Raw genomic sequence first — 13,793 nt, forward strand, 5'->3', positions numbered from 1 at the left:
AGATCAGACATGTTCACCGCTCGATTTTCGACCCGTGAATCATGCAACCAGTCGAAAATCAATGGGTCCTGACCCTAGAAATCGAGGTTTTCGACGTTCAGCGCGTTGGTGCGGATGAAGTCGCGGCGTGGTTCCACCACGTCGCCCATCAGCTTGGTGAAGATGTCGTCGGCTTCGGCAACGTCATCGATGCGCACCTGCAACAGGGTCCGCGCTTCGGGGTCGAGCGTGGTTTCCCACAATTGTGCCGGGTTCATTTCGCCCAGGCCCTTGTAGCGTTGCAGCGACAGCCCCTTTTCGCCTTCCTTCAGGATCGCATCGAGCAATTCCAGCGGACCATGGATCAGCTGTTCGCGGTCTTTTCGGACCAGCTTGGCCGGCGTTCTGTAGATTTCGCGCAGGGCGTCGGTGTGGCTGCCCAGGCGGCGGGCCTCGCCCGAGCGCAGGACGGGACCGTCGAGCGTCCGCACCTCCTCGACGCCGCGCAGCACGCGCGCCAGGCGGATGCCGTGATCCTGGGTCACCCGGCCCTGCCAGCCTTTTTCGTATTCGACCGCGATCAGGTCCAGCCGCTCGGCGACCCGGTCGGCGACACCCTGCAGATCGGAATCGATTTCACCCGCCACGAAGGCACCGGCAATCGCTGCCTGTTCCACGATCCGCTGCGGATAATGGGTCGGGAAGGCATCCAGGATGCGGCGCACGGTGCGCCCTTCATCGACGACCCGGGCCAAGTCCTGGGCGACGATTTCCTCGCCATTGCCCAGCCGCAACACGGCGCCATCGACGCCCATCTGGATCAGGTAATCCTCAAGCGCCATCTGGTCCTTCAGATACACCTCGGATTTGCCGCGCGAGACCTTATACAGCGGCGGCTGCGCGATATAGAGATAGCCGTGTTCGATGATCTGCGGCATCTGCCGGAAAAAGAACGTCAGCAGAAGCGTGCGGATATGCGCGCCGTCGACGTCGGCGTCGGTCATGATGATGATCTTGTGATACCGCAGCTTTTCGATATCGAACTCGTCACGGCCGATCCCGGCGCCCAGCGCGGTGATCAGCGTGCCGACAGTGTCGGACGCCAGCATCCGGTCAAAGCGCGCCCGCTCGACGTTCAGAATCTTGCCGCGCAGGGGCAGCACGGCCTGGTTGAACCGTGCGCGACCCTGCTTGGCCGAGCCGCCGGCGCTGTCGCCCTCGACCACGAACAATTCGCGCTGTGCCGGATCCTTGACCTGACAATCGGCCAGCTTGCCGGGCAGCGAGGCAACGGCATTGGTGGAATCGGCGCGGGTCTTTTCGCGCGCCTTGCGGGCCGCTTCGCGGGCCAGTGCGGCCTGCACGATCTTGGTGACGATGGCGCGGGCGGGCTGTGGATTTTCCTCGAACCACTCGGACAGTTTCTCGTTCACCAGGTTCTCGACCACGCCGCGCACTTCGGAGCTGACCAGCTTGTCCTTGGTCTGGCTGGAGAATTTCGGATCGGGCACCTTGACCGACAGCACGCAGGTCAACCCCTCGCGCGCGTCGTCACCGGTAAAGTTAATCTTTTCCTTCTTCGCGATACCGCTGGCCCCGGCATAGAGGTTCAGGGTGCGCGTCAGCGCGCCACGAAAGCCCGACAGATGGGTGCCGCCGTCGCGCTGGGGAATGTTGTTGGTGAACGGCAGCACCATCTCGTTATAGCTTTCGTTCCACCACATCGCGACTTCGACGGTGATTCCGTCCTTTTCGCCGATGACATAGATCGGATCGTCGATCACCGGCGTCTTCGAGCGGTCGAGATACTTGACGAATTCCCGGACGCCGCCCTCATAGAACAATTCGGTCTTCAGCGGCTCGGCCGGGCGTTCATCCTCGAGGATGATCCGCACGCCCGAGTTCAGGAACGCCAACTCGCGCAGGCGGTTTTCCAGCGTCTTGAAACTGTAATCCAGGTTCGAAAAGGTGGTGGTCGATGCCAGGAACCGCACCTCGGTGCCCTTGCGACCATTCGCATCGCCCACCACTTCGAGATGCTTGACCGTATCGCCGCGCTCGAACCGCGCGTGGTGTTCCTTGCCATCGCGCCAGATCCGCAGCTCGAGCCAGTCGGACAGCGCATTGACCACGGAAACGCCGACACCATGCAGGCCCCCCGACACCTTATAGCTGTTCTGGTCGAACTTGCCGCCGGCGTGCAGCTGGGTCATGATGACCTCGGCGGCGGAAACGCCCTCTTCCTCGTGGATGCCGACGGGGATTCCGCGCCCGTTGTCACGGATCGACACCGACCCGTCGGCGTGAATCTTGACGTTGACCGCGTCGGCGAAACCGCCCAGCGCCTCGTCGATGCCGTTGTCCACGACCTCGTACACCATGTGATGCAGGCCCGAGCCGTCGTCGGTGTCGCCGATATACATGCCCGGCCGTTTGCGCACGGCATCCAGGCCCTTGAGAACCTTGATGGAATCGGCGCCATATTCTTCGCGCGGGATCAATGTGTCGGACATGCCAGCCTGCTTTGTTGTTGCCAGCAATTTATAGGGGTTTCGGCGGGGGTTGTCACGCGATCGCCACAAGATTTAGGGGCGACCCCGGCCTCACCCGACGATACCCGGCACGTCTGGCGATACCGGTTCAGATCAGCGGGATGACCAGGCCAACCGCGATCAGCATCAGACCCGCCGCGATGTTGATACGTTTCAGCACGCGGGGCGATGTTAGGCTGCGCTTGGCGCGATCGATCCCAAATGCCAGGGCAAGGTTGCAGACCAGCGGTACCAGCGCCGAAATGGCAACGATCACCATCATGTCGGGCCAGCGCAGCGTCGTCAGGTCGAAAAAGCCGGGCAAGGCGCCCATGTAGAACAGGATCGCCTTGGGATTGCCCAGGATCACGGCCAGCCCCGCACCGAACCCGGCCCAACGCCCGGGACGGGTCAGGCGGCTGTCGCGCGCAATGGCACTGCCGGCGTTTCGCAGGATCAGGATCCCCATGATCAGGAACGTGCCACAGGCCACCCAGCGCAGGACTGTCATGAAGCCGGCAAAAACGTTGACGATCCATGTCACCCCCATGATCGCCAGAAGCGGCCAGAGCAGATCCCCCGCGACAACGCCCAGGGCCAGTGGCCACGCAGCGGAAAATCCCCCCGACAGGGCCCGCGCGCTCAGCGCCACCCAGACCGGACCGGGCGTCAGGAACAGGATCATCAGCGCACCGGTATAAAGCGCGATATCGGCCAGACCGATGGTCATGTGACCCGCACCACCGCCGACACACCGTCAACCTCGTCCACGCGAAACCGCTCGGCACGATCGCCCAGGTCCGAAAACAACTCGGCTCCGGTGCCGGTCATCCAGGCCTGACACTCCAGCGCGCAGATCTCGTCGAACAAGGCCGCGCGCCGTCCGTCGTCCAGATGCGCCGCGACCTCGTCCAGCAACAGGATGGGGGCGGCGCCGGTTTCATCGGCCAATGCGCGGGCATTGGCCAGGATCAGGGATATGAGCAGGGCCTTCTGCTCGCCGGTCGAACATTGCGCGGCCGGCACGCCCTTGGCCACGAACACCGCGCCCAGATCCGCACGGTGCGGCCCCACCAACGTCCGCCCCGCCGCAAGGTCACGGCGCCGCCCATCCGCCAGCGCCGCAACCAATCCGATGGCATCACCCGGATCCTCATCGGCCGCCGTGACGGCGAACAGGTCCGAGATCGGAAAATCCGTGGGCGACTGTCGCTGCGCCGCCATCACCTTGCCCAGGGCCTCGTGCCGGTTCGCGATGATCCGCGCCCCGCTTTCGGCCATCTGCGCCTCCAGTGCCCCATACCATGCCGGATCGCGCACCTGATCCTTCAGCAGACGGTTCCGCTCGCGCATCGCCTTTTCATACGCCAGAACCGCGTCGCCATGGGCCGGCTCGAAACTCATCGTCATGCGATCCCAGAACCGCCGCCGGCCCTCGGCCCCCTCGATCCACAGGCGGTCCATGGACGGCACCAGCCACAGCATCCTCAGGATTCGACCCAGCGCGATCTGCGGCGCGCTCTTGCCGTCGATCCGGGTTTCACGCGCCCGCCCCACTTCGGCACCGGTCTCGATCTCGTGGGGGCCATCCGCGCCGCGCACCTCCGCGGCGATGCGCCAGCCCAATTCTTCGGGACGGCGCAACAGATCGTCCATTGCGGCGCGGCGCAGACCGCGCCCCGGCGACAACAGCGATACCGCCTCGATCAGATTGGTCTTGCCGGCGCCATTCGGCCCGAACAACGCCACCGGCGCACCCGACAGCTGAAGCGACAACCGCCGATGCGATCGAAAATGGGACAGGCGCAACGATGCGACGACAAGGCCGCTCAACCCGGACCTCCGGATTTCTTACTGACCGAAATACTCCCGCCGGAGGCTCCGTCCGATGTCACACGCGCATCGGCATGACGACATAAACCGCCGTCGGGTCATTGCCTTCCTGCATCAACGTCGGATCGCCGGACGAATTGAACAGGAACACCGCGTTTTCCCGGTCCACCTGGCTGGCGATCTCCAACAGGTATTTGGCGTTGAACCCGATTTCCAGCTTCTCATCGGAATAGGCGACGACCAGTTCTTCCTCGGCGTTGCCGCTGTCGGGGGCGTTCACCGACAGGATCAGGCGGTCCTCGTCCATCTGCATCTTCACGGCGCGCGAGCGTTCCGAGCTGACCGTGGCAACCCGGTCCACCGCCTTGGCGAAATCGCCCGCGTCCACTTCCATGCGGCGGGTGTTCCCCTTGGGGATGACGCGCGAGTAATCCGGGAAGGTGCCGTCGATGACCTTCGAGGTCAGCGTGATCGTCGGCGTGGCAAAGCGCACCTTGGTCTCCGACACCGAAACGGCGATCTCGGCGTCGTCATCCTCAAGCAGCTTGCGCATCTCGCCCACGGTCTTGCGGGGCACGATCACGCCCGGCATCCCTTCGGCATTCACCGGCAGGTCGGCGTCGATCCGGGCCAGGCGGTGACCGTCGGTCGCCACGCAACGCAGGGTCAGGTTGCCACCCTCGTCGGCGACATGCATGTAGACACCGTTCAGGTAATAGCGCGTTTCCTCGGTGGAGATGGCGAATTTCGACTTGTCGAACAGGCGGCGCAGCACCTTGGCGGGGCAGGTGAAGTTCGACGAATACTCCGACGTCGCCATCACGGGGAAATCCTCGCGCGGCAGGGTCGCAAGGGCAAAGTTCGAGCGCCCCGCCTCGACCACCAGCCGCCCGGACGCGCCATCGTCGGACAACGACACCAACGCCCCATCCGACAGCTTGCGCACGATTTCGTGCAGGGTGACGGCGCTGACAGTCGTCGATCCGGCACGTTCGACCTTGGCGGCGGCCTTGTCGACCACCTCGATGTCCAGGTCTGTGGCGCGGAAGCTGACGGTGTCGCCTTCCGCCTCGATCAGGACGTTGGCAAGGATCGGGATCGTGTTGCGACGTTCCACGACCGATTGCGCCTGGGCTACGGCCTTCAGAAGCGTGCCGCGTTCGATGCTGAGCTTCATGTCACACTCCATCAGTTGCCGGGGTGGAAAACCTAACCGTTTCCTGCCCGACCGCAAGAAATTTCGTGGACATTCCGTATGTTTCACAGGCCCGTCAAGGGCCTGCGACGTTCGGTTCGGGATTGTGGCGTCGAAGCCTACTGGTCGTCCAGGGAGCGGCGCAGCAGTTCGACATCTTCGGCGATCTGCGGATCGCTGCCCTTCAGGGCCTCGATCCGCTTGATGCCGTGCATGATCGTCGTGTGATCGCGGCCGCCGAACCGACGGCCGATTTCGGGCAGGGACCGCTGGGTCAGTTGCTTGCACAGATACATCGCCACCTGACGCGGCCGCGCGAAGGTGCGCACCCGCTTGGGCCCGATCAGGTCCGACAGCCGGATGTTGTAGTGATCCGACACCTTGCGCTGGATTTCCTCGACCGTGGTCTTTCGGTCGCTCTGGCGCAGGATGTCGGTCAGGCATTCCTGGGTCAGCGGGATGTCGATCTCGCGCCCGACAAGGGATCCGAACGCGAAAAGCCGCATCAGTGCGCCTTCCAGAACCCGCACGTTCGACGTGATGCGGTGGGCCAGGAACTCGAGCACGCCATCGCCCAGAACCGCACCCGGAAACTGCGCATGGTGCTGCTCGACCTTCTGCTGAAGGATCCCCAGCCGCAATTCATAGCTGGTCGGATGCAGATCGACGACCAGCCCCGATTGCAGTCGGCTGACGATACGGCTTTCCAGCCCCTCGATTTCCGACGGGGCACGGTCGGCGGATATGATGATCTGCTTGCGCTGATCGACCAGGGCGTTGAACGTGTGAAAGAACTCTTCCTGGGTGCTGTCCTTGCCGGCAATGAACTGGACGTCGTCCACCATCAGGACGTCGACCGAGCGGAACAATTGCTTGAAGTCCATCATCTGCTTGTCGCGCAGCGCCTGAACGAAGCGATACATGAACTGTTCGGCCGACAGATACAGCACGCGGATCGACGGATCGCGGGCCTGAAGCTCCCAGGCGATGGCCTGCATCAGGTGCGTCTTGCCCAAGCCGACGCCGCCATACAGGAACAGCGGGTTGAACGTGACCGGCCCACCCTCGGCGACACGGCGCGATGCCGCATGGGCCAGTTCGTTGGGCTTGCCGACAACGAACGTGTCGAAGGTGAACCGGGTGTCCAGCTTGGCGCCCGGCAGATCCGAATCGACACGTTCGACCGGCCGCTCGGGCGTCGCCGCCGGTTGCGGGCGCGCCGGGGCGCGGGCCGGCCGGCCGGTCGGAACGTTGAATTCAAGACGGTGCACCGGTTCGCCCGTGCGCCCCATGAAGCGCAGGATCTGGTCCCCGAAGTTGCGGTCGACCCAGGCACCAAGGAAATTCGACGGCACGTTGAAACGTGCGACGCCGTCCTGCGTCCCCTCGAACTCCAGCGGTTCAATCCAGTTCACATAGTTGTTTTGCCCCACCGACTTGAGCAGCTCTTGTCGGATTGTCCCCCAGGATTCGTTCGTCATTCTTCTCTGTACCCGTCCTATAAGCGCCTGTGTCCGGGATTGCGCATCGCAACCCCAAGCCCGGCCCGCGGATCTGGCAGAACACCCCGCAAACCGACAATCGACGTCAATGGTTACACCGCTCGACCGGCACCGCACCATTCCGATGAATGGTCAGCGTGCCGATGTCGGTGCACGGACAGTTATGACTCAATCATGCGAACGACACTGGCAAGGTGCCTGCCTGACTGACCCCCGCACGAAGCGGTTCTTTTTCCATGGACATGTCCGGGGCACATCCCCCGAAGCCGACCGGATCCCCCGGCCTTACCGTTTTTGGCCGCTTCTTCCCCAAGAAGCGCGATACGGTTGGCGAACGGTTTGCCGATCAAGCGTCCGTGAACATCGTCACGGTCATTCGACTTTCGGGCAACCCGTTTTTCGTCATGTCCCCCCAAGCGACGTGAATCGCAGGATCAAGGTAGCAAGGGGTTTCAGCCCTGCGCAACAGAACTCTGGCCTTGACTCATCCATTGCCGGAACGAATCCCGGAGTGGGTGAAAAGCCGCCTGTTTGCGGCGCCGATCGGCCACGAAACGCAAAAAAAACGCGCCCTGTCACAGGCGCGCTTTCCTTTTTCCGATTTCCCGAGGTGCCCTCCGGAATCAGTGAGCCGACAACGATTCAGCCCAGGGCCTTCACCCGGCTGGACAGGCGCGACATCTTCCGCGCCACGGTGTTCTTGTGCATGACGCCCTTGCTGACGCCGCGCATCAGTTCGGGCTGCGCCGACTGCAGCGCGGTCTTCGCGGCAGCGGGATCGCCGGATGCGATGGCTTCTTCGACCTTGCGCAGATACGTGCGGATCCGCGACCGGCGGGCCTTGTTGACAGCATAGCGGCGTTCGTTCTGGCGCGCGCGCTTCTTGGACTGGGGCGAATTTGCCATGGTGTGTTCTCTTTCGTCGGGACAGCAAAATTAACAAATGACGCGGCAAGCCCCGACCCCGGGTTCATTACCGGGCGAATCCGGCCGAGCGGGCCTCACACGCATGTCTGCCGGGGCGTATAGCCCGCCCGCGGATCGTTGTATACCCGAAAAGCTCAGCGGTCGCGGAACTGCGCCTCGCGCTTTTCAAGGAAGGCGGCCATGCCTTCGGCCTGGTCCTCGGTGGCGAACATCGACTGGAACAGGCGGCGTTCGTGCAACAGGCCCTCGCTCAGCGTGGTTTCATAGCTGCGGTTCACCGATTCCTTCGCGGCCATGACCGCCAGCATCGACTTTTCCGAAATCTTCACGGCCGTCGCCATCGCCTCGTCCATCAGCTTCTTGGCGGGCACGACGCGACTGACCAGGCCCGAGCGCTCGGCCTCTTCGGCGTCCATGAACCGGCCGGTCAGATGCATCTCCATGGCCTTCGACTTGCCCACGAACCGTGTCAGGCGCTGGGTGCCGCCCAGGCCCGCGATGACGCCCAGGTTGATCTCGGGCTGGCCGAACTTGGCGCTGTCGGCCGCGATGATGAAATCGCACATCATCGCCAATTCGCATCCGCCGCCCAGCGCATATCCGGCGACCGCCGCGATGATCGGCTTGCGGCACCGTTCGATCGCCGCGGCCTGCACGGCGAACATCTCTTCGACATAGATCTCGGTAAAGCTTTTTGTGGCCATCTCCTTGATGTCGGCACCGGCGGCAAATGCCTTTTCCGATCCCGTCAGGATAAGGCAACGGACCTTGTCGTTGGCGTCGGCGTCACTGACCGCCTCGGCAAGTTCCGTCAGCAGCGTCTCGTTCAGCGCGTTCATCGCGTCCGGACGGTTCAGCCGGATCAGGGCGATGTGGTCCTCGATTTCGACGACGATCGTCTTGTAGGCCATGGTCTGTCGGCTTTCCCTTTGGAAGTCAGTGCCGAAGACTTACCAATGTTGCCCGACGTTTCAAGCTATCTTTGGCAGGCGGCACAGAAGAAGGTCGAGCGGCCCGATTGCACGATACGCCGCACCGTTCCGGTGCATCCCTCGGTCACGCAGGGGCGGTCTTCGCGGTCGTAAACACGGAAGCGGTGTTGAAAATATCCAAGTTCTCCATTGCTTTGGCGGTGATCGCGCAGGGATGAACCGCCCGCGTCGATCGCTTCGGACAGGACCGCGCGAATCACCGGAACCAGTGAGGCCGCCCGGCGCGCCGACAGGTTTGCGGCCTTGCGCCGTGGCGAAATGCGCGCACGGTGCAGGGTTTCGCACACGTAGATGTTGCCAAGACCGGCAACGACCCGCTGGTCCAGCAAGGCCGTCTTCAGCGGGGTTCGCCGGGTCTTCAGCGCGGCGACCAGGTAATCTTCGTTGAAGACGTTGCCAAACGGCTCGGGACCGATCCGTTCGATCAGCCAATGCGATTCGACCGCGGCGGTCGCGATCAGGTCCATCGCCCCGAACCGGCGCGGATCGTTGAAGGTCACCCGCGCGCCGTTGGCCATTTCAAAGACCACGTGGTCATGTTTTTCCGGCGCCGGATGTTCATGGTGAAAGTGCCCCAGCGGATCCCCCGACACCAGCATCCGGCCCGACATGCCCAGGTGCACGATCAGGGTTTCGCCGCTGTCCAGATCGGCCAGCAGGTATTTCGACCGGCGCCCCAAGCGCAGCACCCGCTTGCCGGTCAGCCGATCCGCCATGTTCGGCGGGAACGGCCAGCGCAGATCGGCCCGGTTCACCCGAGCGCGGGTGATCACCTGCCCCTCCATCACGGGGGCCAAGCCGCGGCGAACCGTCTCGACTTCGGGCAATTCGGGCATCGCGGAACCCCTCGCAATTGTAACCACTTCCCAGCGCTCTATAAGAAGGGAGAGTTGCAAAGGATCGCAAGCCCCCATGAGTGACGACGACACATCCCCCCGCACGACGCATTTCGGCTTCCAGGATATTCCCGAAACGGAAAAATCGGGACGCGTCCACGGGATCTTCACCAACGTGGCCAGCAAATACGACATCATGAACGATGTGATGTCGGGTGGCGTTCACCGTCTGTGGAAGGATGCCATGATGGACTGGCTGGCGCCCCGCCCGGGCCAGCGCCTGCTCGACGTCGCGGGCGGCACGGGAGACGTTTCGTTCCGCTTCCTGAAACGCGCGCCGACCGCCCACGCCACGGTCTGCGACCTGACTGAATCGATGCTGATCGAAGGGCGCAAACGGGCCGAAGCCGAACAGATGGCCAGCCATCTTGACTGGATCGTCGGCGACGCCATGGCCCTGCCCTTCGACGACGCCACCTTCGATGTCTATACAATTTCCTTCGGCATCCGGAACGTCACCCGGATTGACGAAGCGCTGTCCGAAGCGTTTCGCGTGCTGAAAACCGGCGGCCGTCTCATGGTGTTGGAATTTTCGCAATTGCCGAATCCGGCGATGCAATGGGCTTATGACCGCTACTCCTTCAATGTGATCCCCGCCATGGGCCAGGCGATCGCGGGTGACCGTGACAGTTACCAGTATCTGGTCGAATCGATCCGCAAGTTTCCCGACCAGGAAACCTTCGCCACCATGATCCGCGACGCAGGTTTCGAACAGGTTAAGTACCGCAACCTGACGATGGGTGTTGCCGCGCTCCATTCCGGATGGAAGCTGTAACGTGCGAGGACCACACAATATCTTGCGTCTGATCCGCACCGGCGCCACGTTCGAGCGGACCGGTGCGATGAATGTCGTGCTGGAGGCGTTCGACGCACCGCCGTCCCTGCGCCTTGCGGCCAAGATTCTGGCCGTGCCGTTTCGCTGGCTCGGGTACAAGGGCGATCCGTCGCAGCCCCCCGCGCCCCGCGCGCTGACGGCCCTGGGCCCCGCCTATATCAAGTTTGGCCAGGTGCTTTCGACCCGTCCCGATGTGGTCGGTGAAGAACTGGCCGCGCAGATGCGCGTCTTGCAGGACAAGCTGCCGCCCTTTCCGCTGGCCGAAGCGCGCGCCATGGTGGAGCAGGAACTCGAGATCGATGTCGATACGCTGTTTTCGTCGTTTTCCGAGCCCGTCGCCGCCGCATCCATCGCGCAGGTCCACCGCGCGACCCTGCGTGAAACCGGCGAAGATGTTGCGGTCAAGGTCTTGCGGCCGGGAATCGAGCGGGCGTTCCAGAAAGACGTGGATGCCTTTTACCTGGCGGCCCGCATGATCGAGATCCTCGCCCCCTCGACGCGACGGCTGAAACCGATGGACGTGATCACGCATTTCGAAGGCGTGGTGCTGGGCGAGCTTGACCTGAGGATGGAGACGTCATCCTCGGCGGAATTCGCCGCCAATACCGCGAACGACGACGGTTTCGGCGTGCCGCAGGTGAAATGGTTCCTGTCTTCGCGTCGGGTGATGACACTCGATTGGGTCGATGGCGTATCCGCCGGCGACATCGCCGCCATCGACGCCGCCGGCCACGATCGCAAGATCCTGGGCGAACGGGTCTTGCGGCTGTTCCTGAGTCACGCCCTGCGCGATGGTTTCTTCCATGCCGACATGCATCACGGCAATCTCAAGATCACGCCGAACGGTGATATCGTCGCGCTGGATTTCGGGATCATGGGGCGGCTGGATGAATATACGCGCCGGGTTTACGCCGAAATCCTCTTCGGGTTCATCCGCAAGGACTATCGCCGCGTGGCCGAAGTGCACTTCGAAGCCGGGTACGTGCCGGCGGACAAGGACATCGACGCCTTTGCCCAGGCTTTGCGTGCGGTGGGCGAGCCGATCTTCGGGATGGACGCCAGCCGCATCTCGATGGCGCGTCTGCTGACCTATCTCTTCGAGGTGACCGAGCGGTTCGGCATGGAGACGCGAACCGAACTGATTCTGCTGCAGCGCACCATGGTCGTCGTCGAAGGCGTCTCCCGCTCGCTGCATCCGCAAATCAACATCTGGGAAATCGCGCAGCCGATCGTCGAGGATTACATCAAGGCCAATATCGGCCCCAAGGCGCTGTTGCGGGACATGACCCGTACCCTGCGCGTGCTGGGCCGCTTCGGGCCGCGCCTGCCCGAGTTGGCGGAAGCTGCACTGATGAACCGCCACGAGACGGTGAAACCCGCACCCGGCCGCAACCCGTGGGAAGTGGCCGCGTTGATCGGAGTGGGCGCAGGTGCGTCATTGATCTGCCTATGGCTCGGAGCATTGATCCAGTCGATCTAGCTCGGCCTGCAGGGCGGGACGATACGCGGCCACACCGCGCGAGATTCGCCAGGCGCAATAGACCGCCATCCGCCAAAGCAGAAACGGCTCGGCCAGATCGAACCGCGCGGCCAGCCGGGGGTCGGCCAACAGGATATCGCGCTCTGCGTTCGACAACGGGGTGCCGCAGTGCAGCACGCGCATGGCTGGCGACAGGGCGATCGCGTAGTCGAAGACCGGATCGCCGCGCGCCGGGCATTGCCAGTCGATGAAGCGCGCGCCACCTGCGGTCGCCACCACGTTGCCCGGCACGGGATCCCCGTGCAGAAGCGAATCGTCCCCCGTCGGCACCACACGGGGACGCGGACGCCGCGCACGCAATGAATGTTTCATGGATTGTTCGACCTGCTCGAGCATCGCATCGCCACTTTCCAGCAGGGCGTCTGCCGTCAGGTCCAATTGGCGTAACCCGCGGGGGATCTGGTGACGGTGCAACCGTTCCAGGGCAACGCGCAGATCGCGCGGCGTCGCCAGGCCCGCACCACCCGCGACATGGCGATAGACCAGGCAATGGCCAGCGCCGATCTCCTCCGCATGTACGAGTTCGGGCGCCAGGGCGGTAGGCTCCAGGTGCCGCAAGAGGGCGGCTTCGGTCGCGGGAAGGTTGGGAAACAGGGGCGTGCCGCGATCTCGCGGTGAAAATTTGCACACCAAGTGATCTTGCGCCGCCGTTTTCAGACGCCACACCATGTTGGTGCGCCCGTCTTTCAGCGGTATCCATTCCGTCCCGGGCCCGGACAGTCCGCGATCCTGCAGGTGGTGTCGCAGTGTTTCGATAATGTCCGGCCGGGCGGTCATGTCGTTTTGTTCGATGTCCGCTGTTTCCTTTCGATCTGCATCCCCCACCCCAAGCTGCTGCCTGTTCACGATATCAGCGCAATCGGTTTCGTCGTGACCGGCACCTTATGCCGCATCGAAACCGTGCTGTCGCAACGCCCCGATATCGGTGCTGAGACGTTCGACACCCCCGTCGAACACCAGAACGATACCCTGTGCATCCGAACGGATCTCCCGCACCGGGGCATAGATCTCGGCCGGTGCGCTTGCAACGAACGAATCGCCCTCGAAACTCTCGAGGGTAAAGCTGTAGAGCCCGGGCGGAACCGGCACGCCATTCGGATCTTGCCCGTCCCAGGTGAATGTTCCATTCGCCGGGGATACCGAGAAACGCCCGACCTCGGATCCATACCTGTCCACCGCGATCAGTTCATGGGTGGAGCCGGCGAGTGGCGTCGGCAACGTTACCTCGACCGGCGCGCCATCGACCTCGACCGGCATCGCCGCGCGCACGTCTAGGCCGATCCAGCCGGCCATGTCGCCCAAACCGGTCTGACCCATCCGCTGCCCCAGCCCCTGAAGCAGATCGTTGGTCCGGACCTGTTGTTCGACTCCCGAGAACGTCGCGAGTTGAACCGCGAATTCTTCGGCATTCATCGGGTTCAGCGGATCCTGATTCGTGATCTGGGTGGTCAGCATCCGCAAAAATGTGTCGAAGTCGGAGCTGATCGACGCCGAAGCCGCATCTTCCGGTCGGGACGTGGATGCGCCGAAGCCGGATTGGGTGGAGGAAGCAGAAATTTCCAT

12 protein-coding genes are annotated in these 13,793 nt (G+C 63.2%); 2 read left to right on the plus strand and 10 right to left on the minus strand.

The features are described 5' to 3' along the window. Window positions 1-74 precede the first annotated feature (74 nt). From gyrB to mutM, 8 genes are all read right to left on the minus strand, one after another. Window positions 75-2,492, minus strand: coding sequence for a DNA topoisomerase (ATP-hydrolyzing) subunit B (gene gyrB, locus CFP68_RS16435; protein ID WP_099828046.1), 2,418 nt, complete (start codon window positions 2,490-2,492; stop codon window positions 75-77). A 127-nt stretch (window positions 2,493-2,619) separates the two neighbouring features. Beyond that, window positions 2,620-3,240 (minus strand): LysE family translocator, encoded by a 621-nt coding sequence (locus tag CFP68_RS16440; protein WP_099828047.1) that lies wholly within the window; start codon window positions 3,238-3,240, stop codon window positions 2,620-2,622. Then, window positions 3,237-4,343 carry a DNA replication/repair protein RecF gene (gene recF / locus CFP68_RS16445; protein ID WP_099828048.1) on the minus strand — a complete coding sequence of 369 codons (1,107 nt, stop codon included), beginning with the start codon at window positions 4,341-4,343 and terminating at the stop codon, window positions 3,237-3,239. Before recF ends, CFP68_RS16440 begins: the two co-directional genes overlap by 4 nt. A 58-nt stretch (window positions 4,344-4,401) precedes the next feature. Further along, window positions 4,402-5,520: a DNA polymerase III subunit beta gene (gene dnaN / locus CFP68_RS16450; protein ID WP_099828049.1), complete on the minus strand. Its 1,119-nt coding sequence runs from the start codon at window positions 5,518-5,520 to the stop codon at window positions 4,402-4,404. Between the two features lie 137 nt (window positions 5,521-5,657). Then, the gene (gene dnaA / locus CFP68_RS16455) at window positions 5,658-7,019 is read right to left on the minus strand and encodes a chromosomal replication initiator protein DnaA (RefSeq protein ID WP_241524134.1); all 1,362 of its coding nucleotides are present in this window, start codon (window positions 7,017-7,019) and stop codon (window positions 5,658-5,660) included. A gap of 663 nt (window positions 7,020-7,682) precedes the next feature. Further along, a complete protein-coding gene (gene rpsT / locus CFP68_RS16465) occupies window positions 7,683-7,946 on the minus strand; it encodes a 30S ribosomal protein S20 (RefSeq protein ID WP_099828052.1) in 264 nt (87 codons plus the stop codon). Window positions 7,947-8,101: 155 nt separating this feature from the next. After that, window positions 8,102-8,878: an enoyl-CoA hydratase gene (locus CFP68_RS16470; RefSeq protein WP_099828053.1), complete on the minus strand. Its 777-nt coding sequence runs from the start codon at window positions 8,876-8,878 to the stop codon at window positions 8,102-8,104. A gap of 65 nt (window positions 8,879-8,943) precedes the next feature. After that, window positions 8,944-9,795 carry a bifunctional DNA-formamidopyrimidine glycosylase/DNA-(apurinic or apyrimidinic site) lyase gene (gene mutM / locus CFP68_RS16475; protein ID WP_099828054.1) on the minus strand — a complete coding sequence of 284 codons (852 nt, stop codon included), beginning with the start codon at window positions 9,793-9,795 and terminating at the stop codon, window positions 8,944-8,946. A 76-nt stretch (window positions 9,796-9,871) separates the two neighbouring features. Between mutM and ubiE the strand changes: the two genes are divergently transcribed. Both ubiE and ubiB read left to right on the plus strand, forming a co-directional pair. Then, a complete protein-coding gene (ubiE, locus tag CFP68_RS16480; RefSeq protein WP_099828055.1) occupies window positions 9,872-10,630 on the plus strand; it encodes a bifunctional demethylmenaquinone methyltransferase/2-methoxy-6-polyprenyl-1,4-benzoquinol methylase UbiE in 759 nt (252 codons plus the stop codon). Window position 10,631: 1 nt separating this feature from the next. Beyond that, window positions 10,632-12,170: a 2-polyprenylphenol 6-hydroxylase gene (gene ubiB, locus CFP68_RS16485; RefSeq protein ID WP_099828056.1), complete on the plus strand. Its 1,539-nt coding sequence runs from the start codon at window positions 10,632-10,634 to the stop codon at window positions 12,168-12,170. Here ubiB and CFP68_RS16490 read toward each other — a convergent pair. Together CFP68_RS16490 and CFP68_RS16495 are read right to left on the minus strand one after the other, a co-directional pair. Beyond that, entirely contained in the window at window positions 12,138-13,007 is an 870-nt protein-coding gene (locus CFP68_RS16490) for a phosphotransferase (RefSeq protein ID WP_145953475.1), read from the minus strand. The genes ubiB and CFP68_RS16490 overlap by 33 nt on opposite strands. A 105-nt stretch (window positions 13,008-13,112) precedes the next feature. Next, window positions 13,113-13,793 (minus strand): flagellar hook capping FlgD N-terminal domain-containing protein, encoded by a 681-nt coding sequence (locus tag CFP68_RS16495; protein WP_158234194.1) that lies wholly within the window; start codon window positions 13,791-13,793, stop codon window positions 13,113-13,115.

Origin of the sequence: Oceaniglobus indicus, assembly GCF_002751875.1 — a bacterium.
In the GTDB taxonomy this organism is placed as follows: Bacteria; Pseudomonadota; Alphaproteobacteria; order Rhodobacterales; family Rhodobacteraceae; genus Oceaniglobus; species Oceaniglobus indicus.

Excerpts from the sequence above, each read along its gene's own strand:
- gyrB (WP_099828046.1), bottom strand. The coding sequence starts at position 2,492 with ATGTCCGACACATTGATCCCGCGCGAAGAATATGGCGCCGATTCCATC.
- CFP68_RS16440 (WP_099828047.1), bottom strand. The coding sequence starts at position 3,240 with ATGACCATCGGTCTGGCCGATATCGCGCTTTATACCGGTGCGCTGATG.
- dnaN (WP_099828049.1), bottom strand. The coding sequence starts at position 5,520 with ATGAAGCTCAGCATCGAACGCGGCACGCTTCTGAAGGCCGTAGCCCAG.
- dnaA (WP_241524134.1), bottom strand. The coding sequence starts at position 7,019 with ATGACGAACGAATCCTGGGGGACAATCCGACAAGAGCTGCTCAAGTCG.
- rpsT (WP_099828052.1), bottom strand. The coding sequence starts at position 7,946 with ATGGCAAATTCGCCCCAGTCCAAGAAGCGCGCGCGCCAGAACGAACGC.
- CFP68_RS16470 (WP_099828053.1), bottom strand. The coding sequence starts at position 8,878 with ATGGCCTACAAGACGATCGTCGTCGAAATCGAGGACCACATCGCCCTG.
- mutM (WP_099828054.1), bottom strand. The coding sequence starts at position 9,795 with ATGCCCGAATTGCCCGAAGTCGAGACGGTTCGCCGCGGCTTGGCCCCC.
- ubiE (WP_099828055.1), top strand. The coding sequence starts at position 9,872 with ATGAGTGACGACGACACATCCCCCCGCACGACGCATTTCGGCTTCCAG.
- CFP68_RS16490 (WP_145953475.1), bottom strand. The coding sequence starts at position 13,007 with ATGACCGCCCGGCCGGACATTATCGAAACACTGCGACACCACCTGCAG.
- CFP68_RS16495 (WP_158234194.1), bottom strand. The coding sequence starts at position 13,793 with ATGGAAATTTCTGCTTCCTCCACCCAATCCGGCTTCGGCGCATCCACG.